Annotated in this window: 25 protein-coding genes; 8 read left to right on the top strand and 17 right to left on the bottom strand. The window is 69.8% G+C overall.

Features of this window, described 5'->3' with window-relative positions; genetic code table 11:
* Positions 1-31 precede the first annotated feature (31 nt).
* Together LPW41_RS04580 and LPW41_RS04575 are read right to left on the bottom strand one after the other, a co-directional pair.
* Positions 32-823, bottom strand: coding sequence for an ABC transporter permease (locus LPW41_RS04580; protein ID WP_154096147.1), 792 nt, complete (start codon positions 821-823; stop codon positions 32-34).
* A complete protein-coding gene (locus LPW41_RS04575; RefSeq protein ID WP_230704205.1) occupies positions 823-1722 on the bottom strand; it encodes an ABC transporter permease in 900 nt (299 codons plus the stop codon). The genes LPW41_RS04580 and LPW41_RS04575 overlap by 1 nt, the downstream gene beginning before the upstream one ends.
* Positions 1723-2016: 294 nt before the next feature.
* On the opposite strand from LPW41_RS04575, the gene LPW41_RS04570 reads away from it, so the two are divergent.
* Entirely contained in the window at positions 2017-2226 is a 210-nt protein-coding gene (locus tag LPW41_RS04570; RefSeq protein ID WP_230704204.1) for a hypothetical protein, read from the top strand.
* An 88-nt stretch (positions 2227-2314) separates the two neighbouring features.
* On the opposite strand, the gene LPW41_RS04565 is transcribed toward LPW41_RS04570, so the two are convergent.
* The 4 genes from LPW41_RS04565 to LPW41_RS04550 all read right to left on the bottom strand — a co-directional run bounded on the left by LPW41_RS04565 (position 2315) and on the right by LPW41_RS04550 (position 6587).
* Positions 2315-3406 (bottom strand): ABC transporter permease, encoded by a 1092-nt coding sequence (locus tag LPW41_RS04565; RefSeq protein WP_230704203.1) that lies wholly within the window; start codon positions 3404-3406, stop codon positions 2315-2317.
* Complete coding sequence (locus LPW41_RS04560; RefSeq protein WP_230704202.1) at positions 3403-4455, bottom strand: ABC transporter ATP-binding protein; 1053 nt, start codon at positions 4453-4455, stop codon at positions 3403-3405. The genes LPW41_RS04565 and LPW41_RS04560 overlap by 4 nt, the downstream gene beginning before the upstream one ends.
* Before the next feature lie 156 nt (positions 4456-4611).
* Positions 4612-5538: an NAD(P)/FAD-dependent oxidoreductase gene (locus tag LPW41_RS04555; protein WP_230704201.1), complete on the bottom strand. Its 927-nt coding sequence runs from the start codon at positions 5536-5538 to the stop codon at positions 4612-4614.
* Positions 5539-5591: 53 nt separating this feature from the next.
* Complete coding sequence (locus LPW41_RS04550; protein ID WP_230704200.1) at positions 5592-6587, bottom strand: glycerophosphodiester phosphodiesterase family protein; 996 nt, start codon at positions 6585-6587, stop codon at positions 5592-5594.
* Positions 6588-6729: 142 nt separating this feature from the next.
* Here LPW41_RS04550 and LPW41_RS04545 point away from each other — a divergent pair, with 142 nt between their 5' ends.
* Together LPW41_RS04545 and ligD are read left to right on the top strand one after the other, a co-directional pair.
* Complete coding sequence (locus LPW41_RS04545) at positions 6730-7599, top strand: Bax inhibitor-1/YccA family protein (RefSeq protein WP_144829432.1); 870 nt, start codon at positions 6730-6732, stop codon at positions 7597-7599.
* A gap of 327 nt (positions 7600-7926) precedes the next feature.
* Positions 7927-9156 carry a non-homologous end-joining DNA ligase gene (ligD, locus tag LPW41_RS04540; RefSeq protein ID WP_230704199.1) on the top strand — a complete coding sequence of 410 codons (1230 nt, stop codon included), beginning with the start codon at positions 7927-7929 and terminating at the stop codon, positions 9154-9156.
* On the opposite strand, the gene LPW41_RS17015 is transcribed toward ligD, so the two are convergent.
* Complete coding sequence (locus LPW41_RS17015) at positions 9123-9680, bottom strand: TetR/AcrR family transcriptional regulator (protein ID WP_230704198.1); 558 nt, start codon at positions 9678-9680, stop codon at positions 9123-9125. The two genes, ligD and LPW41_RS17015, sit on opposite strands and share 34 nt — an antisense overlap.
* Positions 9681-9749: 69 nt before the next feature.
* Here LPW41_RS17015 and LPW41_RS04530 point away from each other — a divergent pair, with 69 nt between their 5' ends.
* On the top strand, positions 9750-10463 hold the full coding sequence (locus LPW41_RS04530) for an MBL fold metallo-hydrolase (protein ID WP_144782685.1): 714 nt from the start codon (positions 9750-9752) through the stop codon (positions 10461-10463).
* Between the two features lie 301 nt (positions 10464-10764).
* Here the strand turns inward: LPW41_RS04530 and LPW41_RS04525 are convergent, their stop codons facing one another.
* The 7 genes from LPW41_RS04525 to guaB all read right to left on the bottom strand — a co-directional run bounded on the left by LPW41_RS04525 (position 10765) and on the right by guaB (position 19223).
* Positions 10765-12132, bottom strand: a complete 1368-nt coding sequence (locus LPW41_RS04525; protein WP_230704197.1) for a glycosyltransferase — start codon at positions 12130-12132, stop codon at positions 10765-10767.
* Between the two features lie 676 nt (positions 12133-12808).
* The gene (guaA, locus tag LPW41_RS04520) at positions 12809-14389 is read right to left on the bottom strand and encodes a glutamine-hydrolyzing GMP synthase (RefSeq protein ID WP_144829443.1); all 1581 of its coding nucleotides are present in this window, start codon (positions 14387-14389) and stop codon (positions 12809-12811) included.
* Complete coding sequence (locus tag LPW41_RS04515; protein WP_144829446.1) at positions 14386-14907, bottom strand: DUF3817 domain-containing protein; 522 nt, start codon at positions 14905-14907, stop codon at positions 14386-14388. Before LPW41_RS04515 ends, guaA begins: the two co-directional genes overlap by 4 nt.
* Positions 14908-14917: 10 nt before the next feature.
* Positions 14918-15811 (bottom strand): SURF1 family protein, encoded by an 894-nt coding sequence (locus LPW41_RS04510; protein WP_230704196.1) that lies wholly within the window; start codon positions 15809-15811, stop codon positions 14918-14920.
* 14 nt (positions 15812-15825) lie between these two features.
* A complete protein-coding gene (locus LPW41_RS04505; protein ID WP_154096307.1) occupies positions 15826-16941 on the bottom strand; it encodes a GuaB3 family IMP dehydrogenase-related protein in 1116 nt (371 codons plus the stop codon).
* 15 nt (positions 16942-16956) lie between these two features.
* Positions 16957-17643: a TMEM175 family protein gene (locus LPW41_RS04500; protein ID WP_230704195.1), complete on the bottom strand. Its 687-nt coding sequence runs from the start codon at positions 17641-17643 to the stop codon at positions 16957-16959.
* A gap of 77 nt (positions 17644-17720) precedes the next feature.
* Positions 17721-19223 (bottom strand): IMP dehydrogenase, encoded by a 1503-nt coding sequence (gene guaB, locus LPW41_RS04495; RefSeq protein WP_144829455.1) that lies wholly within the window; start codon positions 19221-19223, stop codon positions 17721-17723.
* Positions 19224-19525: 302 nt separating this feature from the next.
* Here guaB and LPW41_RS04490 point away from each other — a divergent pair, with 302 nt between their 5' ends.
* The 4 genes from LPW41_RS04490 to LPW41_RS04475 are packed head-to-tail and all read left to right on the top strand — an operon-like array spanning position 19526 to position 23529.
* Complete coding sequence (locus LPW41_RS04490; RefSeq protein ID WP_144829457.1) at positions 19526-20824, top strand: branched-chain amino acid ABC transporter permease; 1299 nt, start codon at positions 19526-19528, stop codon at positions 20822-20824.
* Between the two features lie 11 nt (positions 20825-20835).
* Entirely contained in the window at positions 20836-21816 is a 981-nt protein-coding gene (locus LPW41_RS04485; protein ID WP_144829460.1) for a branched-chain amino acid ABC transporter permease, read from the top strand.
* On the top strand, positions 21809-22741 hold the full coding sequence (locus tag LPW41_RS04480) for an ABC transporter ATP-binding protein (RefSeq protein ID WP_144829463.1): 933 nt from the start codon (positions 21809-21811) through the stop codon (positions 22739-22741). The genes LPW41_RS04485 and LPW41_RS04480 overlap by 8 nt, the downstream gene beginning before the upstream one ends.
* The gene (locus LPW41_RS04475) at positions 22741-23529 is read left to right on the top strand and encodes an ABC transporter ATP-binding protein (RefSeq protein ID WP_144829467.1); all 789 of its coding nucleotides are present in this window, start codon (positions 22741-22743) and stop codon (positions 23527-23529) included. The genes LPW41_RS04480 and LPW41_RS04475 overlap by 1 nt, the downstream gene beginning before the upstream one ends.
* Before the next feature lie 393 nt (positions 23530-23922).
* On the opposite strand, the gene LPW41_RS04470 is transcribed toward LPW41_RS04475, so the two are convergent.
* From LPW41_RS04470 to groES, 3 genes are all read right to left on the bottom strand, one after another.
* Positions 23923-25209, bottom strand: a complete 1287-nt coding sequence (locus LPW41_RS04470) for an ABC transporter substrate-binding protein (RefSeq protein WP_144829470.1) — start codon at positions 25207-25209, stop codon at positions 23923-23925.
* A 292-nt stretch (positions 25210-25501) separates the two neighbouring features.
* Positions 25502-26443, bottom strand: coding sequence for an EamA family transporter RarD (rarD, locus tag LPW41_RS04465; RefSeq protein WP_144829473.1), 942 nt, complete (start codon positions 26441-26443; stop codon positions 25502-25504).
* A 137-nt stretch (positions 26444-26580) separates the two neighbouring features.
* Positions 26581-26877, bottom strand: a complete 297-nt coding sequence (gene groES / locus LPW41_RS04460; protein WP_013583903.1) for a co-chaperone GroES — start codon at positions 26875-26877, stop codon at positions 26581-26583.
* Between the last annotated feature and the right edge of the window lie 119 nt (positions 26878-26996).

Here is a 26996-nt window from a genome sequence, read left to right as displayed (position 1 = left end):
ATGCCTGAGTCCGACGTCGTCGTCGGCCCGCTCAGGCGGCGGGAGTGGGAGGGCCGGCGAGGATGCGGCGCATCTGTGAGACGCCGACGACGAGGATGAGGCCGAGAGTGGCGAGCACGAGGAGCGTCCCGAGCGCGTTCAGCTCGGGGGTGAGCCCCGTGCGGAGCGTGCTGTAGATGCGCAGCGGGAGCGTCGTCGTACCGACACCCGAGGTGAAGGTCGACACGACGATGTTCGAGAACGACGTCGCGAAGCTCAGCAGGAACGCCGCCATGAGCGAGGGACGCAGCAGAGGCAGGATGACGCGGGCGAAGGTCTGCCAGGGACTCGCGCCGAGGTCAGCCGCCGCTTCGCCCAGGCTCGGATCGAGCGTGCTCATGGCGCCGACCAGGACCAGGGTCGACAGCGGCAGCGTGATCACGACGTGGCCGAGGATGAGCGTCGCGTAACCGGTCGGAATGCCGGCGCTCGAGAAGATCGTCAGCAGCGAGACGCCCAGCACGATCTCGGGGACGATCAGCGGAATGAGGATCGCGCCGAGGAACACGGCGCGACCACGGACGCGGAATCGCACCAGTCCGTACGCGGAGAGCAGACCGATGATCGTCGAGAGCACGGCGGCGGCGAGACCGACGACGAGGCTCGTGCGCAGCGCATCGCCCAGCATTCGATCGCCGAAGAGCTCGGCGTACCACCGCAGAGTCAGGCCGTCGAAGCGGTACCCGACCTCCGAGGCGTTGAACGAGTAGACGATGACGGCGGCGATCGGGATGTAGAGGAAGACGAAGACCGCGCCGGCGATCCAGGAGATGATGCGGTCCATCACGAGGCCTTCCGAGAGGTGCGCAGGCGGGCGAGAAGAGCAGCGACGACGATCGTCAGCAACATGAGGGCGAGCACCACCATCGAGAGGGCCGCTCCGAGGGGTTCGTTTCGGAACTCGGTGAACAGCGTCACGATCAGGTTCCCCACGAGCGGGTCCTTGCCGCCGCCGAGGAGGACGGGGATCACGAAGACCCCCAGGGTGGGCACGAAGGTCAGCACCACTGCCGAGACGATCCCCGGTGTGGCCAACGGGATGAACACCCGCAGATGCGTCTGGACCGCCGTGGCGCCGAGGTCGGATGCCGCCTCACGCAGGGCCGGATCGACCGCCCGCAGCGAGGCGTAGATCGGGAAGACCGCCACGGGGAGGAACGCATACAGCAGCGACAGCGTCACGGCGAGCTGCGAGGGGACGAGCGAGGTCGCGTCGATGCCCACCGCGCGGAGCAGCGGGATGAGGGGGCCCCCCGATCCGAGCAACGTGATCCAGGCGAAGGTGCGGACGAGGAAGTCGGTGAGGAACGGGATGATGACGAGAACGAGCAGTACGGGCTGCGTGCGGGCCGACCGTGTGGCGACGAAGTAGGCGACGATGTAGCCCACGACCACGCACACGATCGCATTGAGTGCGGCCATGCCAAGGCTGTACCCCAACGTCTTCGCGTACACGGGGTCGAGGAGTTTCGCGTAGTTGTCGAGCGTGAAGCCTCCGAGGGTGCCGCCGAGCGGGTCGCTGATGGCGAAGCTGTCGCGCAGGATGACCAGGGTCGGCACGATGACCAGCACGACGATCACAGCGGTCGCGGGCAGCAGCAGCAGGTATCCAGCGACCGCGCTGGGGCGGCGAATGCGGGGCGGCTCGGTCTGCGCGCGGCGTGTCTGCGTGAAGGTGGTCATGGCGTTTCCTCGTGTTCAGGTGTCGTCCATCCTGGAACGGGTGAGCACGCATCCGATCGGCGACCTTCCTCGAATCGCGCGGCCCGGACGTTTCTCGTTGACGCGTTTCGCAGCACCTCGGCCGCGACGATCACCCGCACAGGTTTACCGGGGCGCTGCCACACCGGGGCAAACGGTCGGCCCCGCCGCATCGCGATTCGCAGGGCAGAGCATCGGCTCGGGACGGGTACACGCGGCCGACGTGCGCCTGTCAACCCGGTCCGACCGACGCCTCCTCAGGAGCACCGTGGAGCGATGAGCACTCCTGACATCCCCACCCGCCACTCCGACGACGCCCGCGCCGACGCGGCCGCCCCCACCGACGCCGTCACCGACGAGGTCCGCGAAGACGCCGCCCAGGCCGAAGAGAACGTGAACCTCGACGACCACATCGGCGAGCCCCTCGAGGGCGATGCGGCCCCGGCCGACGACCCGGGTTTCCCCGCCGCTGAGGGCCACGCCTGACGGCACCCCTCACGGCGAGCACAACCCTCACGGCGAGCGCGACCCTCCCTCGAGGGGGCCCGTTCGCCCTCAAGCGCCTGTCGACCGGCTACGCGATGCGCGTGCCGGGCGGCAGGCGCTTGGCCGGTGTGCGCGTGCGCGCGACGCCCCACGCCATGAGCCCGGCCGCGATGAGCAGCTGCACGAGCAGACCGACGAACCAGCTCGGTGCTGTTCCCCGCACCTGGTCCTCGGTCGTCGGGTAGGGGTCGCTCGCGTTCCACCCGCGGGCATCGCATCCGTCGTACGAGGTCTGCTGCTCCGGAGGGATCTGCGCGAGGCGCACGCCCGAGGCGATCTGCGAGAACAGGTCGCTGGGGTACCCGTTGTCGTATGTCGGGGGCGTGGCATCCGCGAGGATCACGAACGGATTCGCGGCGAGCACCCACCAGACCCGGTCGAAACGCGCCACCTCGAACGAGTTGGTCGTGGTCTCAGTGCACTCGAGTTCGTCGAACGACGGGCACCCCTCGGCGCGCATGTCGGCCCACGGATCGCAGGTCGGCGGGAGCGCGCTGTAATCGAAATCGCGCGTCACCGTCGTCTGGGTGGTCCGCAGCGCGGTCCCCCCGAGCCAGAAGGCGAGAAGCGTGCCGATGGTCAGCGCGGCGATGATCAGGTAGGTGCTCGCGACCGAGAAGAGGGGCCGGGCAACGATGGCGCTGAGTCCCACCCCGATCGCCGCGACGATCCCGACCTCGATGATCAGGATGCCGAGGGAGGTGATGATGACCGTCGGATTGAGGCGACCCGCGAGCGTGGCGACCGCGAGGAAGGGCAGCGCGACCAGCAGGAACGCGAGACCCGAGACCCACGCCGCAAGGAACTTGCCGACCACGATCTCGCTCGTGGTCGCCAGTGTCACCTGCACGGGGGCGAGGGTCGCCGCGTCGCGATCCCCGTTGACCGCGCTTCCGCTGAGCGTGGGCGACACCAGCAGCGTCAGCAGCAGCACGAGCATGATGATGAGCGAGAAGAACCAGTCGTTGCCGCCGCTCAACAGCGAGAACGCCGCAAACGACAGCGCGAGCATGCCGATCAGGATGACCGCGAACACGGCCAGCAGGACGTACCAGGCGACCGAGCGCACGCGTTGACGCAGCTCGATGCCGATGATGGTTCCGAGGCGGTGGAGGTTCATGCCGGGCTCCCGTCGTCAGGGCGGGTGTCGGGCGCGTGCGGCGGAGCCCACCCCGCGTGCGGATCGGCCGGTGGCGGGTCGACGGGCCCGCTCGGGGCGCCCGTGGGGCCGGCGTGCCCCGACGCCCGCAGATCGAGGAACGCATGCTCGAGGTCTCCGACGGCCGGAGCGAACTCCACGATCGGCAACCCGGCCGCGATGAGAGCCCGAAGGCCCGCGACGGCCGCGGCCTCGTCGGCGAAGGGCACGAGGAGGTCGCGCCGGTCGGCGGCGACGTCGTCGAACGCGCGGCCGAGGGTTGCGGCGACCTGCGCACGATCCGCCTCGAGCGAGCGCGAGGCGTCGGCCACCGCTCGCAGGCGCCACACGCGCGTCCGCGTGGCTGCCGCGGCGATGCGCTCTCCGGCCACCGTGCGACCGCCGACGAGGAAGACGGCGTCGTCGACGACCTCTTCGAGCTCCGAGAGCACGTGGCTCGAGATGAGCACGGTGCGCCCCTCGGCCGCCAACCGCCGCAGCAGCTCGCGCAGCGCGATGCGCGACTGCGGGTCGAGACCCGACGCGGGTTCGTCGAGCAGCAGCACCTGCGGGTCGTGCACCAGCGCGCGGGCGAGCGCGAGGCGCTGCTTCTGCCCGCGGGAAAGCACCCGCGCCGGAGCACCCGCGAGAGCGGCGAGGTCGACGAGCCCGAGCAACTGATCGGCACGGGCACGGGCGTCGTCACGCGCGAGGTCGTAGAGCTGGCCGGTGGCCACGAGCACCTCGCGGGCCGTCAGGCTCGGCCAGGCGCCGAGTGAGTCCGGCATCCACCCGAGAAGACGGCGCGCGCCGGCGGGGTCGGCGACCGGATCGACACCGCCGATGCTCATCCGCCCCGCGTCGGGTCGCAGCAACGACGCGAGCATGAGCATGAGCGTCGTCTTGCCCGAGCCGTTCGGCCCGACCAGTCCGGTCACCCGCCCTGGCGCCGCTCGGAAGGTGACCTCCTGCACCGCGTGCACCGCACCGAACGACCGTCTGACCCCCGCGACGTCGATCCCCACATCCATGGCCCCCACCATAGGGGCGGCTTCCCGAGACGCCCGGGCGAATTCCGCTCGGCGACGGACGAATCGCGCAGGCAGCCCACGACGGCGCCCGTGCCCACCCGGACCGCCCGGCCGGAATGCGTGATCGACGCTGCTCCGGCCCCGGCGTGTCCTCGGTCAGGAGACGAGCGCGCGCCCCAACGCATCGCCCGACGTCCACGCCGTGCGAACGGCCGCCGACTTCCCCCAGGCGTCGCCGCACGCGGACAGCCCGGGCGAACGGAAGAACGGCTCCCCCGTCGTCTGGGTCGGCCGGGCGAAGGTCCAGCGGTGCGCGTGGGCGGAGGCGGGCTCCACGTCGATCCGCAGCAGGCGCCGGGTGGCCGCCAGCACGGGCTCGATCGCCGCGTCGGGGTCGTCGAGGTGCCGGCGGGCGCGTTCCGCCGTCGTGTGCACCACGAGCACGGGCGCCGCGTCTCCGCGACGGTCGCCGTCGTCGGCGATGAACGACACATCGGCATCCGCTTCGGCGAACGCCCCGTGCAGATCGGCGTCCCACTGCCGTCCGTCCCACCGCAACACGACCGCGATCACGGGCTCCCACTCCTGCGGGCCCCCGGGCGCCTCACCGGTCAGACGCGCAGCCTGGGGCGCGGGCATCGCGAGCACGACCTCGCCCGCCTCGATGCCGTCGACGCGATGCGGCTCGACCCTCTCGACGACCCGGCCCGACTCGACGTCCACGCCGTCCGCGAGGTCGAGCGCGAGAGATCGCAGTCCGAGCGGCGCTGCCCAGCGCATGGGTCCGGGCTTCGGCCGGCGCTCACCGGAGGGGTCGATCACCTGGAAGGTGTCCGTCCAGGGCCGAGCGATCCCGCGCTCCTCCCAATCGGCGACGACGTGCGAGAAGCGCTCCGCCTCGCCGACCACGAAGTACGACGCACCGAGGTCCACCGGGCGGCCGTCGACCGTGCGGCTCGACAGGCGTCCGCCGACGCGGCGCCCGCGGTCGATCACACGTGCCGTGCCCCCTGCGTCCTGCACCGCTCGCGCGCAGGCGAGTCCCGAGATTCCGCCGCCGACCACCGTCACGTCCACCGTCATGCCGCCATCCTCGCGGGAGACCCGTCGGGCCGGGTCGGGCTTGCGCGCGCGTGTCAGACGGTTCCGGATGCCGCGCCGAAGAACTCCACACCCAGATCGGCGTGGTCGACGAAGACGCCGTCGAGGCCCGCGTCTCGCAGAACCGCCCATTCGCGGCGATAGTCGCCGAACGCGGCCTTGCCGCCGGGCCGTCGGTATGCCGGGAGAAGGAACGTATTCTCCGGTCGGCATGTCCACGTGAAGACGCGCAGCCCGCGGTCCTGTGCCTCGCCGACGACGCGCGCCGGTCCGCGAGCCCTCCCCAGCCGGTCCGGAGCGAGGACGATCCTCTTGTCGGGGCTGATCCCCTGCACCTCGGCGGCGAGCGCGTCGAGGCCGGCCGTCGTCAGCATCGAACGGTAGCTCGCGGCATCCGCTCCGTGCCGTTCACGCAGGTCCCACGGCGCCCCGTCGGCCTCGATGAGCTGCACGAGGGGGATCCGGATGCCGCGTTCCCGCAGCCGCGCGAGAACGAGCGGTTCGAACGACTCGATCACCAGGTCGTCGACGGCGTCCACCCAACCGGCGGCACGAAGCTCGTCCTCGACGAGAGCGGACATGTCGAATCCCAGCCGGGCGAAGGTCGCGGCGTGCTTGATCTCGAGGATGACTCCCACTCCGCCCGCGCGAGCGAGGTCGAGGAGGTCGCGCAGGCAGAGCACTCGATCCTCGTCGTCGTGGGCGGCGCTCTGGGGCCGAATGGCGGGGATGCGCTCGCGGCAGCGCAGGGTGCGCAGTTCCTCCCACGTGAAGTCCTCGACGAACCAGCCGGTCAGCAGCTCCCCGTCGACGGTCTTGCTCGTTCGGCGGTCGGCGAACTCCGGACGCGTCGAGACGTCGGTCGTGCCCGAGATCTCGTTCTCGTGGCGCACGACGAGCACCCCGTCCTTCGACGGCACGACGTCGGGCTCGACGGCATCCACCCCCGCCTCGATCGCACGCAGATAGGAGCTGCGCGAGTGCTCGGGCAGATAGCCGGGAGCACCGCGATGACCGATCACGAGAGGCACGTGCACACGCTAGTCAGGCCGGGTGAACGGCAGCATCGCTCAAAGCGAAATCCCAGTCAGCACAAGGATTTCGCCGACCAGCTCGGCTAGTGTTTATCTACAGCACGGTGCTGTGATCACCATCTTTGGAGTGTGAGTTCCCGTGGCCCTCAATAACCCGGCATTCAATACCCCGGCGTTCCAGGACCCTCGAGCCGGTGGCGCTAACACGCGCTACAGCCCGCCCCCGGCCGTCGATCCCGCCGCCGCCGCAACGATCGAAGGCGCGTACGCCGCCCCGTCCGCGAGCGCCGTCGAGACCGGTCGCATGACGGTCGAAGACACCGTCATGAAGACGCTGGCCCTGTTCGGCATCCTCGTCGTGACCGCCGTCGTCGGCTGGGTCTGGTCGATGGCCGGTGTCAGCGTCGCCAACCCGAACCCGTCCGCCGCCCCGATGATCGTCGGTGGCCTCGTCGGCTTCGTGCTGGCGATGGTCGCGACGTTCAAGAAGAAGCCGTCGGTTCCCGTCATCATCGCGTACGCGGCCTTCGAGGGCCTGTTCGTCGGTGGCATCTCGGCGTTCTTCGAGTTCATGTTCCCCGGCATCGTCCTGCAGGCGACGCTGGCGACCCTCTCCGTGGTCGGCGTGACCCTCGCCCTCTTCGCGAGCGGCAAGATCCGCGCCTCGGCCCGCGCCACCAAGATCTTCATGATCGCGATGGTCGGCTACCTCGTGTTCGCCCTGCTGAACCTCGGCCTGATGCTCTTCAACGCCCCGATCGCCGGTGGCGCCTTCGGCCTGTACAGCATGAAGGTCGCGGGCATCCCGCTCGGCCTGATCATCGGCGTTCTGGTGGTCATCATGGCCGCGTACTCGCTGGTGCTCGACTTCGACCAGATCCAGCGCGGCGTCCGCAACGGCGCAGCCCGGGTCTACGGCTGGGTCGGCGCCTTCGGCATCATGGTCACCGTCGTGTGGCTGTACGTCGAGATCCTCCGCATGATCGCGATCCTGCGCGGCAACAACTGACGCAGCGTCTCGCACGAAGGGCCGTCCCGTTTCGGGGCGGCCCTTCGTCGTGCGGGCCGCGCGCGCGAGCCCCGCGCGCGACGCTCCCGCACATGACGCCCCGCGCACCGGCCCTCCCCCCCCCTGTTGAGTGTCCAAGACACGCCGCACGCCCGCGCGGGAAGCGGCGTGTCGTGGGCACTGAACGGCCCCTGCGCCACCCCGTGAGTGTCCAAGACCCCCCCCCGATCTCGTCCGGGTTTCTTGGACCCTCTGCACCGCGCGACGCCCCCGCACGGCGCCCGCAAGGGGCTCGAACCCCGGATGCCGCGCCGCTAGCCTCGCGCCATGAGTCCCGCGAAGACGCCGCCCGAGATCCTCGACGTCGACGGCCACGAGGTCCGCGTCACGAGCCCCGACCGCGTCGTGTTCCCCGAGCCCGGTCTCACCAAGCTCGACCTCGTGCGGTACTACCTGTCCGTCGCCGAGGGCGCCCTCCGCGGAGCCGGTGGCCGCCCGATGGTGCTCAAGCGCTTCTCGAAGGGCCTCGATCAGGAGCCGTTCTTCCAGAAGCGCGTTCCCGAGAACCACCCTGACTTCATCGACGCCGCGACCCTGCGCTACGCCTCGGGTACCTCGGCCGAAGAGACGGTGATCCGGGATGCCGCGGGGCTGGCGTGGGTCGTCAACCTCGGCTGCCTCGATCTGAACCCGCACCCCGTCCGCGCCGAAGACCTCGATCACCCCGACGAGTTGCGCGTCGACCTCGACCCGATGCCCGGCGTCGACTGGTCGCAGATCGTCGATGTCGCGTTCATCGCCCGCGACGTCCTCGAGGACCATGGTCTGACCGGATGGCCGAAGACGTCGGGCTCGCGCGGGCTCCACATCCTCGCGCGCATCCGCCCCGAGTGGGACTACGCCGACGTGCGTCTGGCCGCCGAGACCCTCGCCCGCGAGGTCGAGAACCGCGCCCCGGGCCTCGCGACCGCCCGCTGGTGGAAGGAGGAGCGCGGCGAGAGCGTCTTCGTCGACTTCAACCAGAACGCCAAGGACCGCACAGTCGCCTCGGCGTACTCGATCCGCGCGCTCCCCGATGCCCGCGTTTCGACTCCCCTCACGTGGGACGAGGTCCGAGATCGCCGCCCCGAGGAGTTCACCGTGCTCACGGTGCCCGAGCGCTTCCGCAGCATCGGTGACCCGCACGCGGGCATCGACGACGCGGCAGGCTCGCTCGACGCTCTCCTCGCCCTGGCGAAGGAACTCGGCCCCGCCGAGAAGCCCCCGCGGGGATCCGACGGTTCGGGCCGCCGGGCCTCGACCATGCCGCTCATCGAGGTCGCCCGCACCAAGACCAAGCTCGAGGCCCTCGACGCGCTCGAAACGTGGAAGCAGCAGCATCCAAAAGCGACGTCGCTGCTCCACCCCGCCGACGTCCTCGTCGACGGCATGCGCGGGTCGAGCTCGCTCTGGTACCGCGTCCGCGTGAACCTGCAGCACGTTCCGGATGCCGACCGCCCGGTGCAAGAGGATCTGATCGCCGACTACGACCCCTGGGCCAGCCGCTCGGCCACCTGATCCTGCGTGAGTGAGGCGACGAGGTGGCGCCGCCCGTAGCGGTACGCCTCGTCGAGGTCGCCACCGAGGCGGAAGGCCCCGGCGAGCTCCATCGTCACGAACCCGGTCGCCCACGCGGTGAGCAGCCTCGCCGCTTCGAGCGCGTGAGCCTCGCCCACGGCGACGGTGGTCGCGCGCAGCACCGGGGCGCTCGTGGCAGCGAGCCGGTCGGCATCCACCACCGTCGTGAACAGCAGACGGAACGCTTCGGGCCGGTCGCGCCCGAACGCGCGGAAGGCGACCAGGAGGTCGTCGAGGCCTCCGGATGCCGCCTCGAGCCGCTCCGTCAGGTCGTCGGCCGCGGCCGCACCGACGAGTCCGAGCAGGGCTTCGCGGTCGCGCACCCTCTTGTACAGCGAGGGAGCCTTGACCCCGACAGCCTGGGCCACGGCCTGCATCGTGACGGCGCTGGGCCCGCCCTTCTCGAGCAGTCCCGCGGCCGCGTCGACGATCTCGTCGAGCGACGTTCGTTCCGGTGTGGGCACGACCCCTCCTCATAGCTACGCTTATAAGCTATCATGGCTAACACTCATAGCCATCCAGAAAGGCACCCCATGAGACTCGCGCCATCGCTCCACCGCATCGGCAACGACATCGTCGCCTCGTACCTCGTCGTCGCCCCCGAGGGCATCACTCTCGTGGACGCCGGGCTCCCCGGAATGTACGCCGACCTGCTCCGGGAGCTGCAGAGCATCGGCCGGACGCCCGACGACATCCGCGGCGTCATCCTCACCCACGGCGACAGCGACCACGTCGGATTCGCCGAACGCCTCCGCCGCGAGCACGGCGTGCCCGTCTTCGTCCACGCAGCCGACGCCGACCGGGCGCGCGGCGGCGACAAGCCCAAGACCGCGATGGGTCCCTTCCGTCTCGGACCACTGCTGGGCTTCGCCGCCTTCGGTCTCCGCAAGGGCATGCGTCCGCAGTGGCTGACCGAGGTGCGCGAGGTCGCCGACGGCGAGACCCTCGACCTGCCCGGAAGCCCCCGCATCGTCGGCATGCCCGGCCACTCGCCGGGCAGCGTCGCGGTCTTCTCCCCCGCGGTTCGCGCCGTGTTCGTCGGCGACGCCCTCACGACCCGACACGTCCTGACCGGTCGCACCGGCCCCGGACCGGCGCCGTTCACCGACGACCCGGCCGAGGCCCTCGCCTCGCTCGATCGCATTGCGGGACTGGATGCCGACTGGGTGCTGCCCGGCCACGGCCCGGCGTTCCGCGGCTCGCCGGCCGATGCGGCCGACGCGGTGCGGAAGGTCGCGCGGGGCTGACGCGGACGCCGGCGCGGCTCGGACCGTGTCGGCCTGAGCGGACGCTCCACCCTTCACCGACGACCGGGCCGAGGCGCTCGCCTCACCCGGTCACAGCAGGGCGCGGACGCCGACGCGGCTCGGCCGGTGTCGGTCAGAGCGGACGCGCCGCCCGTCATCGACGGCCCGACCGAGGCGCTCGCCTCACTGGATCGTGTCGCGGGCGTGGATGCCGACAGGGTGCGGCCCGGCGTACCGCGACTCTCCGGCCGATGCGGCGAACGCGGTAGAAAGGTCGAGCGGCTGTCGCGGTTGCCCGTCGTCAGCGCCGGCGCGGCCTGCCCAGCACCTCGCGTACGACCGCGGCGAGCGTGTGCATCGCGCGCGCCGGGCTCACGGCATCCGCCGCCTGCCGCGCCTCGGCCGCAAGACTCTCGCGCAGCCCGTCGTCCGTGAGCACCCGCCGCAGCGCGTCGACCAGAGCGTCGTCGTCACCGTCCGGAACCAGGATGCCGCCACCCGACGCCAGCATGTCGCGCGGGCCGTAGCGGATGTCCCACGCGATCACGGGAGTGCCGTGCGCGAGGGCTTCGGCGAGGGCGAGCCCCTGCCCCTCGAAGCCGGAGGTCGTCAGGTACACCGCGGCGCGATCGAGCACCGCCCCCGGCTCGGTCGTGAGTCCCGGTAGCGAGACGGCGTGCGCGAGTCCGCGGTCGGCGACGAGCGCTTCGAGCGCACCCCGCTGAGCACCCTCGCCCCAAAGCTCGAGCCGGGCGTCCGGCACGTCATCGAGCACGCGGGCGAAGGCCTTGATCGCTCGATCCAGACGCTTACCCGGCGCGAGCCGCCCCAGCACCACGACGAGGCTGCGCTCCCGCTGCGACGCGGGCACGACGGCATCCGGAGCCTTCACCCCGTGCGGCGCGACCACGTCGTTCGCGGCGGTGCCGAAGCGGGCGCGCACGTCGTCGCGCTGGTATGCGGTCGGCCACAGCACGGCGTCGAAGCGCGGAGCGATCTCGAACCACCGCGTCCAGAGCGGGTTGAGGTCGGAGTCAGCCTGGAACGGCGGCTCGAGGTGGATCGTGTGCACGGTGTGCACGATCCGCACGGCGTCGTCACCCCAGCCCGCGATGAGCTCGCCGAGCTGCCGAGACTCGCAGATGACGACGATCGGCCGGTCGTTCTCGGCGTGGAGCCGGCCGGCCAGGTGGGTCAGCCAGGCGCGGTACAGCGCCCCGAATCCGTCGATCACGCCGACGTTTTTACCCGCGGCATCCCGGATCACGATCGGCGCCGTCGTGAGGTGCCAGTCGGGGTCGATCACCACGGGGAGCTCGACCGCTCCCCCGGCCACGCCGCGGTACTCCAGTGCCGGATCGGCGTCACCGGGATGCGCCGCGTCGCGCACCCACTCCGCCGCGCCGCCCTGCGCGTCGACGGCCTCGTCGAAGAGGTTTCGGAAGATCCCGGATGCCGCAACCGCCCCCCGTTCGACGAAGGTCGCGCGCTGCGCGGAGTGGGCGTCGACGTCACCGGGGTCGACGGTCAGCAGAAGGGTGTCCGCGCCGGCATCCGCCATCTGTCGCGCTCGCGAGAGGGTGGCGATCGTGTATCCGCCGTCGAGGTCGGGGATCAGCCGGCTCGACAGGATGAGGTACCACGCGTCGGGGAAGTCGCCGGAAGTCACGCCCCCATCCTCCCCCACCCGCCGCGCGGTCCGCGGCGCGCCGGAGCCGCGGGCGCCTCGTGGCTCATCGGGTCCCGGGCTCCGGCGTGCGCGGTCTGCGCGCGCCGGGGCTGCGGTTGCCGGCGTGCCCATCGGGTCCGGCGGGCGCGGTCTGCGGCGCACCGGAGCCGCGGGCGCCTCGTGGCTCATCGGGTCCCGGGCCCTGGCGTGCGCGGTTTGCGCGCGCCGGGGCTGCGGTCTGCCGGCGTGCCCATCGGGTCGCGGGCGGTGGCCCCGGGGCACCGCCCGTGCAGCCGCCGACGTCGCCGGGGCGCCGAACATGGCCCCGGGGCGCCAGACGTGGCCCCGGGGCCACGTCGTGACATGGTTTTGGGGCAGATTCCGTCGCCCGGGGCGCATTTTTCCCGCCCCAAACGAAAAATGCCGCCCCAAACCCGGCAACCGGGCGGGCGGAGCGCGAGCGCCGCCGCGCACGCAAGGCGAAGTGACACGCCCTCCCGAGTCAATCGGGGTAGGGGCCCCGCCACATACTTTCCGCGTCGAGACAGAGCGACGCCGGCGCCGGACGGCGAAGGAGCACCGCCTCCGGGTCGATCGGGGTAGGGGCCCCGCTCTCGACCCGAAGGCGGTGCCCCGGAGCCGGCCGACGACGTCGGCGCGGGCGCAGGCTAGACGCTCACTCCCACTCGATCGTCCCCGGCGGCTTCGACGTCACGTCGAGAACCACGCGGTTGACGTCGCGCACTTCGTTGGTGATGCGGTTCGAGATCTTCGACAGCACGTCGTAGGGCAGGCGCGTCCAGTCGGCGGTCATGGCGTCTTCGCTCGAGACGGGGCGCAGCACGATGGGGTGGCCGTAGGTGCGGCCGTCGCCCTGCACGCCGACCGAGCGTACGTCGGCGAGCAGCACGACGGGGCACTGCCAGATCTCGTTGTCGAGGCCCGCCTTGGTCAGCTCGGCGCGGGCGATGGCGTCGGCCTCACGCAGGATCTCGAGACGGTCAGCGGTGACCTCGCCCACGATGCGGATGCCAAGACCGGGCCCCGGAAAGGGCTGACGGCCGACGATGGCCTCGGGCAGGCCGAGTTCGCGGCCGATCGCGCGCACCTCGTCTTTGAAGAGGGTGCGCAGCGGCTCGACGAGCTCGAACTGCAGGTCTTCGGGCAGGCCGCCGACGTTGTGGTGGCTCTTGATGTTCGCCGTACCGGCGCCGCCACCGGACTCGACGACGTCGGGGTACAGGGTGCCCTGCACGAGGAAGCGCACCTGCTCGCCTTCGGCCTTGGCTTCGGCGACGAGGTCGGCCTGGACCTTCTCGAACGCGCGGATGAACTCGCGGCCGATGATCTTGCGCTTCTGCTCGGGATCGCTGACTCCGGCGAGGGCGTCGAGGAACGTCTCGCGCGCGTCGACGGTGATGAGCTTGACGCCGGTCGAGGCGACGTAGTCGTTCTCGACCTGCTCGCGCTCGCCCTTGCGCAGCAGTCCGTGGTCGACGAACACGGCGATGAGCTGGTCGCCGACGGCCTCGTGCACGAGGGCCGTCGAGACGGCGGAGTCGACTCCACCCGAGAGGGCCGAGATGACGCGGCTGGTGCCGACCTGCTGACGGATGCGCTCGACCTGTTCGGCGATGACGTTTCCGCTGTTCCAGTCGGCGGGGAGCCCTGCGGCCTTGTGGAGGAAGTTCTCGAGCACCTGCTGGCCGTGGTCGGAGTGCTTGACCTCGGGGTGCCACTGCACGCCGTACATGCGGCGGGCGTCGTTCGCGAACGCCGCGACGGGGGTGTGCGCCGTGCGGGCGAGCACCTCGAAGCCCTCGGGGGCGCGCGACACCTGGTCGCCGTGGCTCATCCAGACGTTCTGCTCGGCGGGCTGACCCTCGAGCAGAGTGCCCTCGGTGACGACAGTGGCATCCGTCGCCCCGTATTCGCGGAGGCCGGTGTTGGCGACCTCGCCGCCGAGCGCCTTGGCCATCACCTGGAAGCCGTAGCAGATGCCGAGCGTGGGCACGTCGAGGTCGAAGACGCCCGAGTCGAGGCTCGGGGCTCCTTCTTCGTACACCGACGAGGGGCCACCCGACAGGATGAGGCCGACGGGGTTCTTTGCCGCGATCTCGTCGGCGGTGGCGGTGTGCGGCACGATCTCGCTGTACACGCCCGCTTCGCGGACGCGGCGGGCGATCAACTGCGCGTACTGGGCGCCGAAGTCGACGACAAGGACGGGGCGCTGGGACGTTTCGGTCTGTTCGGTCACCGGTTGCCTTCCGGGGCGGGTACGGGAGCGGCGGCCTGGGCGGCTTCTCGCTCGGCGAGGTAGGCGCGCACGCGGCGGGCGGTGCGCACTTCGAGGATGAAGGACAGGAACGGCACGACGCCACCGAGGGCGAGGAACACGAACCGGCTGAAGGGCCACCGCATGAGGCTCCACACGCGGAAGCACGAGAACAGGTAGACGACGTAGAACCAGCCGTGGGCCACGAGGATCGCCAGCGAGACGTTCACTCCGTCGCCGGTCGAGAGGATGCTGCAGCCGTTACCGCCGGGCATGAAGAGCGAGAACCACTGGCAGTCGGGACCGGGCACGGCATCCGCGAACCACAGGAAGCCGCCGGATCCGCCGAGGAACAGCTCCACGTGAATGGGCGTGTACTTCAGGATCATCTCGGTGACCAGCAGCAGCAGGCCGATACCGGTGATGACGGAGCAGATCTGGTAGAACTTCAGGGCTCCGCGGATCGCCGGGAACGAGGCGAGCTTGGGGGCGCGGGGCATGGATGCCAGTCTAGTCGCGGCTTTCCGCGGCTCCTGCCGGACTGCTCGACGCGGAGCTTTCCGCGAGAGCCTCGGCCTGTTCGTCTTCGAGGTCTTCGACTTCTTTCTCCCACGCGTCACGCGCGAGGCGGTACCAGAGGTACAGCGCGAAGCCGGCGAAGATCGCCCATTCCGCCGCGTAGAAGATGTTGAGCCAGTTGACCCGGGAACGCTCGTCGGGCGCGGGCGAGGCGATGTCGTCGAGGGGACCGATCGCCGTCTGCGAGGCGACGTACTGCCGGTAGACGTCGAGGTCGGCGGTGTCGTGCCAGCGGCCGAGCAGCATGGCCGGCGACATCTTGACCAGCGTCTGCGGGTCGGCCCCGGCGGGCGGCACCGAGGGGCCTTCGTCGGAGATCAGGCGCCCGGTCACCTCGACGACGGCGGCGGGATTCGCCTCCGCGTCGGCCTCGAGCTGGGCGGCCGCGGCGTTCGCCTGGTCGAGGCTGCTCGTCCACCCGGTCGCCACGGCGATCGAGGTCGGCGCGACCGCACCCGCGACGCGGAGCTGGCCGGTCACCCAGTAGCCCTCGACGTCGTTGTTGTAGCGCGACGAGACGACGATGAAGTCGGATGCCACCCACGTGCCGCTCACCTCGACCCGCTGCCCCACGAGGGGTTCGGGGAGGTAGTCGCCCGGTTTGACGACGTCGGCGAGCGGTTGCACGACCTCGGTCAGCCCCGGCTCGGGCGGCGACGTGTCGACGGCACGACCCAGCTGCCACTGCCCGAGCCACGCGAGTACCCCCGCGACCACGAGCGAGAACGCCAGCAGCGCGATCCAGCGCGGGCGCAGCATGACCTCGCGCAGCGTCGGCGGAAAGATCTGCGGCGGCGCCGGCTCGGTCATGGGGGTGGAGGTCATGGGGCTTTCGGGGGTCAGTGCCCGTAGGGCGCGACGACGACCTCGACGCGCTGGAACTCCTTGAGGTCGGAGTACCCGGTGGTCGCCATCGACTTCTTGAGGGCGCCGATGAGGTTGGCGGTGCCGTCGGCGACGGGCGCGGGACCGTAGAGGACCTGCTCGAGCGGGCCCACGCGATCGACGGCGACGCGGCGTCCGCGCGGCAGCTTGGCGTGGTGCGCCTCGGGACCCCAGTGGAAACCGCGGCCGGGGGCATCGGTCGCTCGCGCGAGCGCGACACCGAGCATGACGGCATCCGCGCCCATGGCGAGAGCCTTCACGATGTCACCGGAGGTTCCGACCCCGCCGTCGGCGATGACGTGCACGTAGCGTCCGCCCGACTCGTCGAGGTAGTCGCGACGGGCGCCGGCGACGTCGGCGACCGCGGTGGCCATGGGCGCGTGCAGGCCCAGCGTGGCGCGCGTCGTCGAGGCCGCACCGCCGCCGAAGCCGACCAGCACGCCCGCGGCCCCCGTGCGCATGAGGTGCAAAGCGGCGGTGTAGGTCGCGGCGCCGCCGACGATCACGGGCACGTCGAGGTCGTAGATGAACTTCTTCAGGTTCAGGGGCTCGTCGACGCTCGAGACGTGCTCGGCCGAGACCGTAGTGCCACGGATGACGAACAGGTCGACGCCGGCGGCGACGACGGTCTCGTACAGGTCGTTGGTGCGCTGCGGAGTGAGGGCACCCGCGACGGTCACCCCCGCAGCGCGCACCTCGGCGAGGCGGTCGCGCACGAGCTCGGGCTTGATGGGCTCGGAGTACAACTGCTGCATGCGCCGCGTGGCGTCGGCCTCGGGCAGCGTCGCGATCTCGGCCAGGAGCGGCTCGGGGTCGTCGTACCGCGTCCAGAGCCCCTCGAGGTCGAGGACGCCCAGGCCGCCGAGGCGCCCGAGCTCGATCGCGGTGCGCGGGCTGACCACGGAGTCCATCGGCGCACCGAGCACCGGGATCTCGAACGGGAACGCGTCGATGGTCCACGCGGTCGAGACGTCTTCGGGGTTGCGCGTGCGCCGCGACGGCACGACGGCGATGTCGTCGAAGGTGTACGCGCGGCGGGCGCGCTTGGCGCGGCCGAGATCGATCTCCATGGTCACCCGACCAGCCTACCCGCGCCCTCCGACATCGCCGTCGGCCGCGTCGGACTGCGCAGCAGACGCAGAGGGCGGACTCAGCGGATCGTCCGAGCCCCGCAGCAGGCGGGTGAGCAGGCCGTCGAAGGCGAACAGCACGAAGCCGATCGAGCCGAGCAGCGGGCTCAGCAGCATCGCCGCCGCGCTGAGGATGACCGCGCTGAGGCTCGCGCGACCCAGTCGCCGCGCGTCGTCCCGCGTCAGATCGGCGATCGCCCCCGAGCGCACGGCCCACGCCCACTGCAGCCAGCCCATGACGATCGCGAGGAAGAAGTTGATGGGGAGCAGGACGCGACCGAGAAGGAGGTCGGAGTGGGTGGTGTCCAGCGACGAGGTGAACGGCACGAGCACGACCAGCAGCAACCGGATGTTGTTGATCCACATGCCGGTGTCGTCGATTCGCACGATCCACTCGAACTGGCGCACGTGGGTCATCCACATCACGCACAGGATGAGGAAGCTGATGACGAACGAGAACAGCGGGTGGGCGAGATCGAGCAGACCCCGAGCCAACGCGTCGTCCGTGGTGGGCGACCCCAGCGACTGATCGGTCAGCCCCAGCACGAGCAACGTGGCCGCGATCGCGAAGACGCCGTCGGTGAACGCCTCGGTCCGCCGCGCCGACATCGACGCCGCCGGGTGGCTGCGCCGTCGGATCATGCGCACAGCGTAGCCGCGCACGTCCCTCGGAGACCACAATGGGCCGGGCTATCGGCCCGGCCCTTCGTGCGACGCGATTACTTCTTGTAGTTCGGCGCCTCGACGACGATCTGCACGTCGTGCGGGTGCGACTCCTTGAGTCCCGCCGAGGTGATGCGGACGAACTTGCCCTTGGTCTTGAGCTCCTCGACGGTGCGCGCGCCGACGTAGAACATCGACTGACGCAGTCCGCCGATCAGCTGGTAGGCCACGGCCGCGACGGGTCCGCGGTAGGGCACCTGACCCTCGATGCCCTCGGGGATCAGCTTGTCGTCGCTCGGCACGTCCGCCTGGAAGTAGCGGTCCTTCGAGTACGAGGTCTTCTTGCCGCGCGTCTGCAGGGCACCGAGCGAGCCCATCCCGCGGTACTGCTTGAACTGCTTGCCGCCCTGGAAGACGATCTCGCCCGGCGACTCGTCGGTTCCCGCGAGGAGCGAGCCGAGCATCACGGTGTCGGCGCCGGCCACGAGGGCCTTGGCGATGTCGCCCGAATACTGCAGCCCGCCGTCGGCGATCACGGGCACGCCCGCGGGGATCGCCGCCTTCGCGGCTTCGTAGATCGCGGTCACCTGGGGGACACCGACGCCCGCGACGACGCGGGTGGTGCAGATGGAGCCCGGGCCGACGCCCACCTTCACGGCGTCGACGCCCGCGTCGATGAGCGCCTGGGCGCCCTCGCGCGTGGCGACGTTGCCGCCGATGACGTCGATGTGGTCGAACGTCGGATCGGCCTTGACGCGCCGCACGATGTCGATCACGCCCGCCGACTGACCGTTGGCGGTGTCGACGACAAGCACGTCGACGCCCGCGTCGCGGAGCGCCTCGGCACGCTGCCAGGCGTCGCCGAAGAAGCCGATCGCCGCGCCGACGCGCAGGCGTCCCTGCTCGTCCTTGGTGGCGAGGGGGTACTTCTCGCTCTTGTCGAAGTCCTTGATGGTGATGAGACCGGCGAGCTTGCCCTCGTCGTCGACGAGCGGCAGCTTCTCGACGCGGTGCTTGGCGAAGGTCGCGATGACGTCGTTGGCGTGGATGCCGACGTGCCCGGTGATCAGACCGTCCTTGGTCATCACGTCCTTGACCTTGGTGGTCTGGCGCTCGAAGCCCGAGACGAAGCGCATGTCGCGGTTGGTGATGATGCCGACCAGCACGCCGTCGGGGTCGACCACCGGCAGGCCCGAGATGCGGTACTGCGCGCACATCGCGTCGACCTCGGCGACCGTGGCATCCGGGTTCGTGGTGATGGGGTTCGAGACCATGCCCGACTCGCTGCGCTTGACCTGGTCGACGATGCCGGCCTGATCCTCGATCGAGAGGTTGCGGTGCACGATGCCGATGCCGCCCTGGCGCGCGATCGCGATCGCCATGCGCGCTTCGGTGACGGTGTCCATCGCGCTCGAGAGAAGAGGCGTCGCGACCGTGATGCGGCGCGACAGACGCGACGACGTATCGGCCTCGCTCGGGATGACGTCGGTGTGCCCCGGCAGGAGCAACACGTCGTCATAGGTCAGTCCGATGAAACCGAAGGGGTCGTGCTGCTCCATGGATCCTCCTGCGCGCGCGGCGCCTGCTCTGTTCGGGACGACGTCGGCCGGAACGCGTGCGAAGCGCTCCGTCTCAAAGTGTAAGCGTCGAAGGGGTCCGTGACATTCCCGGACGTTCGTCCGCCGTGCGCAGCCGCGACGACACGGTTCGCTAACGACTCGTCACTGGAAACACGCGCGACACATTACGCTCGTAGCGTCGACCGTCGAAGCTGACGGGAAGACTTCGTCAGCGCTGCCGAACTGGAGACTCCGTGGGTCATTCCTCCCCCACCGCGATACGATCGCGATCCCTATCCCGCATGGCTGTGATCGTCTCGCTCCTCGCGAGTGCGATCGCCGTTCTGAGCCTGCTCCTCGCCTCACCGGCGAGCGCGCAGACGACGCCCGCCCCGACTCCGGCCGCCTCGGCCGGCACCGGCGACGTGTCCACTCAGTACTCGGTGGGCGGCATCATCCGCTCCGGCGACGAGCCACTCGAGGGGGTTCAGGTCACCGTCGAAGGCTCGGGCTTCAGCGAGGTCGGCACCACCGGCGCCGACGGGCGCTGGTCGGTCTCGGTCCCGGGGCCGGGCGCGTACACCGCGCAGCTGCAGGTCGACACCCTTCCCGACGGAGTCGCCCCGCGCGACCCCGACAACATCACCCGCGACGTGACGATCGGCACGACCAACACGGTCAACGTGCTGTTCCCCACGGGTGAGGGCACGGCCGCGACGGCCACGATCTGGGACACGCTTTTCTCGCGGTTCTTCTACGGCCTGAACTTCGGCCTGCTGCTGGCGCTCGCCGCGATCGGCATCTCGCTCATCTTCGGCACCACCGGCGTGAACAACTTCGCCCACGGCGAGATGCTCACCTTCGGCGCGATCATCTTCTACGTGTTCACGGCCATGGGCTGGAACATCATCCTGGCGATCCTGCTCACCGTCGCCCTCTCGGCGGCTCTCGGGTGGACACAGGATGCCGTGCTCTTCAAACCCCTGCGAAAGCGCGGGGTGGGGTTGGTACAGGTGCTCATCGTCACGATCGGTCTGTCGATCGTGCTGCGCTACCTGTACCTGTACTTCTTCGACGGCGGCACGCGCAACATCGACACCGGCATCACCGACAACGTGACCATCGGACCCGTCACGGTGACCCTGACCTCGATCATCAGCATGGGCGTCAGCATCGTGATGCTGGCCTTCGTCGCCTACTTCCTCACGCGCACCCGCATCGGCAAGGCCACGCGCGCCGTGAGCGACAACGCCTCGCTCGCCGCGGCATCCGGCATCAACGTCGACCGCGTGATCCGCATCGTGTGGGTGCTGGCGGGAGCGCTGACCGGTCTCTCGGGCGTGCTGTACGGCCTCTACCGCGGCGTCACCTGGGACATGGGTTTCGCGATCCTGCTCCTGCTGTTCGCCGCCGTCACCCTGGGTGGCCTCGGCAGCGCGTTCGGCGCTCTCGTGGGCTCGCTCATCATCGGCATCATCACGGAACTTTCCACCATCGTCATCCCTCCCGACCTTCGGTATGCGGTGGCCCTGATCGTGCTCATCGGCGTGCTGCTGTTCCGGCCGCAAGGTGTGCTCGGTCGTAAAGAGCGGATCGGTTGAGGAACGACGACATGGACTGGCTTTCGATCATCAACAACGCCGCGGGCGAGCTCATCAGCCCGACCACCGCGGCCTACGCCCTCGCCGCCATCGGCCTGAGCGTCCACTTCGGCTACGCGGGCCTGCTCAACTTCGGCCAGGCCGGCTTCATGGCGGTCGGCGCGTACGCCTTCGCCATCGCGACCCTGTCGTTCTCGGCCCCCGTGTGGCTCGCGATCCTCCTCGCCATCGTCGCCTCGGTGGTGTTCGCCTTCATCCTCGGCATCCCGACGCTGCGTCTGCGCGCCGACTACCTCGCCATCGTCACCATCGCCGCGGCGGAGATCGTGCGGTACGTGGTCTCGACCGTCGGCCTGACGGACATCACCGGCGGCTCGCAGGGCCTCAACGGCTACAACCGCGAATTCCAGGCGATGAACCCGCTCCCGGCGGGCACCTACGGCATCGGCCCCTGGACCTACTCGGCGAACGACTGGTGGGTGCGCCTGTTCGGCTGGCTGCTCGTCATCCTCGCGACGATCCTCGTCTACGTGCTCATGCGCAGCCCCTGGGGCCGCGTGGTCAAGGGCATCCGCGAAGACGAAGACGCCGTGCGCAGCCTCGGCAAGAACGTCTACTCCTACAAGATGCAGGCGCTCGTGCTCGGCGGCGTGATGGGCGGCCTGGCGGGAGTGGTGTTCATCCTCCCCCGCGCGGTGCAGCCCGGTAACTACGGAACGGCGCTGACGTTCTTCATCTGGACCGCCCTCCTGCTGGGTGGGGCCGCGACCCTGCTCGGACCCATCGTCGGCGCGATGCTCTTCTGGGTGCTGCTCTCGCTGTCGAACGGCATCATCGTGGGTCTGCGCGACGTCGGCATCCTGGGCTTCATGTCCTCCACCCAGACGGGTCAGGTGCGCTTCATCCTCGTCGGCATCGGTTTGATGCTGCTCGTGATCTTCCGGCCGCAGGGCATTTTCGGCAACAAGAAGGAGCTGTCGTTCAATGTCTGACACGACCGTCACCCACCCGCTCGTCAAGGGCGAGGTCGGCCCCGGCTGCGCGAAGGTCGACCCGATCGTCGTCGCCGACAGCGTCACCCGCCAGTTCGGCGGCCTCAAAGCCGTCGACGTCGATCACCTCGAGATCCCGCGCGGTCAGATCACCGCCCTGATCGGTCCCAACGGCGCCGGTAAGACCACGCTGTTCAACCTGCTGACCGGTTTCGACAAGCCCAACACCGGGCGCTGGAGCTTCGAGGGGTCGAACCTCGCCGGCGTCGCCGCATTCAAGGTGTCGCGCAAGGGAATGGTGCGCACCTTCCAGCTCACCAAGTCGCTGGGCCGCCTGTCGGTGCTGCAGAACATGCTGCTCGGAGCCCGCGGGCAGAAGGGCGAGAACATCTTCCGCGCCCTGATCCCCGGCATCTGGAAGTCGCAGGAGACCGAGAACACCGAGCGCGCCGACGACCTGCTGCGCCGCTTCAAGCTCGACGCCAAGCGCGAGGACTTCGCCGCGTCGCTCTCGGGTGGTCAGCGCAAGCTCCTCGAGATGGCGCGGGCGCTCATGAGCGACCCGAAGCTCGTCATGCTCGACGAGCCGATGGCCGGCGTCAACCCGGCGCTCACGCAGAGCCTGCTGGGTCACATCCTCGACCTGAAGAAGGAGGGCATGAGCGTGCTCTTCGTCGAGCACGACATGCACATGGTGCGCCACATCTCCGACTGGGTCATCGTCATGGCCGAGGGCCGGGTCGTGGCCGAGGGTCCGCCCGAGACCGTGATGAGCGATCAGGCAGTGATCGATGCCTACCTGGGCGCACACCACGACACCGACCTCGGTGACATGACCACCTCGCAGCTCGAGACCATCCAGGCCGAAGCTGCCGCCGAGGCGGAGGCGGAGCTCACCGCCGATGAGAAGGACGGGAAGCTCTGATGTCTCAGACCGCCACCGACACGCGCACGCCCGTGCTGCGCACCGACGACCTGGTCGCCGGATACCTCCCGGGCGTCAACATCCTCAACGGGTGCACCGTCGACGCCTACCAGGGCGATCTGATCGGCATCATCGGCCCCAATGGCGCCGGCAAGTCGACGCTGCTGAAGGCCATCTTCGGCCAGGTCAAGATCCGTTCGGGCTCCGTTCTGCTCAACGGTGACGACATCACCGCGCTCAAGGCCGACAAGCTCGTCGGCAAGGGCGTCGGCATGGTGCCGCAGAACAACAACGTGTTCCCGAGCCTCTCGATCGAGGAGAACCTGCAGATGGGGCTCTTCCAGCGCCCCAAGGTGTTCGCGGAGCGCTTCGAGTTCGTGACCGGCCTGTTCCCCGAGCTGGCCAAGCGCCGCCGTCAGCGCGCGGGCTCGCTCTCGGGCGGTGAGCGGCAGATGGTCGCCATGGGCCGCGCGCTCATGATGGACCCCTCGGTGCTGCTGCTCGACGAGCCGTCCGCCGGCCTCTCCCCTGTGCGTCAGGACGAGACGTTCCTGCGCGTCGCAGAGATCAACCGCGCGGGCGTGACGATCATCATGGTCGAGCAGAACGCCCGCCGCTGCCTGCAGATCTGCCACCGGGCGTACGTGCTCGACCAGGGCAAGGACGCGTACACGGGCGGTGGCCGCGAGCTGCTCAACGATCCCCGCGTCATCGAGCTGTACCTCGGCACCCTGGCGGCCGATGAGGACGCCAAGCGCGACAGCGGCAAGAACCCCCACGCTGAGTAACTCCGGCTCTTCAGTGCCCCGCGGCTCCGGCCGCGGGGCACTCGTGGTTCCGGGACGTGGATCGCGACGAGGGGCGGCCTCGGGCCACGAGCGCCCGCGTGGACCGTGCGCCGGTACGCGCTCTGTGAGCTGTCGGGATGGCATGAGTGGTCCTGTCCGCCCGGGGACCCGCCCGTTCCGCCTGTGAGGCGCACAGAGCCGGGACGGGCATCCCGGCGCGTCCTCCGCACCCGCTGCGCGCACGGGAGCCGTCGACCCGCTCTCGACCGGCACCGCGAACACCGCACCGCGACCCCGCAACGCGAACGCCGCCGCCCGCAACCCGAACGCCGCCCCCGGCAATGCGAAGAGGCCCGGATCCTCACGGATCCGGGCCTCTCGTACGAACTCAGGTCACTCGTTGAGCGAACCGAACTCCGTGTTCAGCAGGGTGTACTTGTTGTCGGCACCGTACTGGTAGATGCCGATGTACGCCTCGGTCGGGTCACCGTTGCCGTCGAAGGTGATCGGGCCCGAGACACCGTCGTAGTCGATGTCGGTGCCGGCGTTGATCAGCTTGAGGCAGTCGGCGAAGGTCGTGCACTTCTCGCCGTCCTCGGAGACCGACTGCATGTTGTCGCGGATCGCGGTACCCGAGTCGTCCTTGGCCTGCGCCGCGGCGAGGGCCGCGACGATGACGGCGTCGTACGACTCCGGCGCGTAGCTGTAGTCGGTCAGCGCGGGGTCGACTTCCTTCAGGCGGTCCTGGAAGGAGGTGTCGGCCGGGTTGCCGGGCAGCGTGCCCTTGGCGCCCTGCAGCGTGCCGGCGGGGAACTCGTACGAGTTCGACAGGTTGCCGTCGACGAAGTAGACCTTCGACGCCGGGTAGCCCTGCGTGCTGACGAGCTGCGGGATGATCGACGAGGTCTCCTCGAAGGCGATGACCGCGACGGCGTCGGGCTTGGCCGCGAGCAGCTGGTCGACCTGCGAGGTGAACACGGTGTCACCCGGGTTGTAGGGAACAGCGACCGAGACCTCGCCACCGGCGGCCTCGACGGCCTTGGTCGCGTTGTCCTTGAGGCCGATGCCGTACGGGTCGTTGATGTAGATGATGCCGATGTTGGCGGCACCGTCTCCGGTCATCAGGTTTCCGAGCACGCGGCCCTGCAGCACGTCGGAGGGCGCGGTGCGCCAGTAGTACCCGTCGTCGGCGTAGGTCGTGAAGTCGGGCGAGGTGTTGGCCGGCGAGATCTGCACGACACCCGCGTTGACCAGCTGGTCGACGAACGTGAACGACACACCCGACGAGGCGGCACCGATGACGACGTCGGCGCCCGCGTCGACGAGCTCGGTGGCCGACTGCGTGGCGATGTCGGTGGTGGTGTCACCCGAGTCGCGCTCGGTCAGCTCGGTCTTGAAGGGGAAGTCGCCGCCGGTGGCCTCGATGTCCTTGATGGCGAGCTTGACACCCGCGACCTCGGGCGGGCCGAGGAAGGCGAGGTTACCCGTGGCGGGCAGGATCGTGCCGACGTGGAACGTGCCGTCGGCGGTCGAGGTTGCCCCGCCGCCGGACGATGCGCTGGGCGCTGCGGCTTCGCTGCCGCCGCCACCAGAGCATCCGGCGAGGACGAGCGCGCTGGCGCCGACCAGGGCGATACCGCCGAGGACCTTCGCGGTGCGCGTACGCGTGAAGACGTTCATAGGGCTCCTTGCTGTGAATGAACGTTCGGCGACCCTTTGGGCCGCCTGGTGTCCCCAAACCTAATCGGCCGCGCATTTTCCGCGTGTTGCCGTTCGTTAACGATGTGGGTCGAAGCGGTCACGGCCGCATAACGGTTGGCATCGCGCGTTGACGGAGCCCCTCATCGCACCTACCCGACGGGACCGATTACGAAGAAGGAGCCGATTCGAGAAGCGCGATCCCGCGGGGTGCTCACACTCTGGCAGACCCCCGCCGCCGACGTCTGTAGACCGAACGGGGGACGCGGGGCGTTCAGACGGGTTCGACGACGTCGGCGACCACTCGGCGGTTGCGCCGCGACGCGATGACGGAGTCGACGCTGAGCATCGCCAGGGCGATCCACACGAGGGCGAAGCCGATCCACCGCTCGATGGTCATCGGCTCACCGAGCACCCACACGCCGATCGCGAACTGGATGATCGGCGCCACGAACTGCAGCAGTCCGATCACCGTCAGCGGCACGCGCCGCGCGCCCGAGGCGAACAGCAGCAGGGGCACGGCGGTGACGGCGCCGGCGAGCAGCAGCAGCACGGTGTGCAGCACGCCCGCGGTGCCGAGGGTGATGCCCGTGAGGTTCGCCACGAAGAACAGTTGGATCACGGCGACCGGCAACAGCCACATCGACTCGAGGGTCAGCCCGCTGACGGCGTCGACCGCCGGCCCGATCTGCTTCTTCACGAGACCGTAGAAGCCGAACGAGAACGCCAGCGTCAGGGCGATCCAGGGGAAGGCGCCGTAGCCGATGACGATCACCGCGACGGCGACGACGGCCAGGCCGATCGCGATCCACGGGATCACGCGCAGCCGCTCGCGCAGAACGATGACCCCCAGCAGCACGGTGACGATCGGGTTGATGAAGTAACCGAGGCTCGTCTCGATCACGTGCCCGGTCAGCGCCCCGAACAGATACGTCTGCCAGTTCACGTAGATCAGCACGCCGGCCAGCGCCGTGAGCGCCATCAGCCGCGGCTGGCGCACGATCGCGAGGAACGCCTTCCAGGTGCGCAGCACCGTGAGCAGCAGGAGGCAGAACACGAACGCCAGGATGATCCGCCACGCGACGACCTCGAACGGGCCGGTGGGGGCGAGCTGCAGGAAGTAGATGGGCAGGACGCCCCACAGCAGATAGGCGGAGAAGGCGTAGAGCACTCCGCGGTTGCTCCCGCCGGTGGATGCGGGGGCGGCGGGGGTCACCGATTCAGCCTACGCGGCGCGAGGAGAGGCCGAGCGACGCCGGTGCACTCTTTCCTGCCAGAGGCCCCGGCCGATCCCGGGAACGACGAAGACCCCGGATGCCGTGGCATCCGGGGTCTTCGGAGGATCTCACTCGATCAGCGGACGACGACCGCCAGCACGTCGCGAGCCGAGAGCACGAGGTACTCTTCGGCGCCGAACTTGACCTCGGTGCCGCCGTACTTGCTGTAGAGCACGCGGTCGCCGACGGCGACGTCGAGGGGGACACGGTTGCCGTTGTCGTCGATGCGGCCGGGGCCGACGGCGACGACTTCGCCCTCCTGCGGCTTCTCCTTGGCGGTGTCGGGGATGACGAGACCACTCGCGGTGGTCTGCTCAGCCTCGACCTGCTTGATGACGATGCGGTCCTCGAGCGGCTTGATGGAAACCGACACGGTCTACCTCTTCTTTCTCGTTACAGAAGACTTGTCAGCACTCACGCGGGGAGAGTGCTAATCCGAGTGTAGAGAAGCGTTGGCACTCACGCAACGCGAGTGCCAACACGGCCGCCCGC

The organism is Microbacterium sp. JC 701, from assembly GCF_021026215.1.
Classification (GTDB): Bacteria; Actinomycetota; Actinomycetes; order Actinomycetales; family Microbacteriaceae; genus Microbacterium; species Microbacterium algihabitans.
This window is presented reverse-complemented; position numbering and strand designations above follow the sequence as displayed.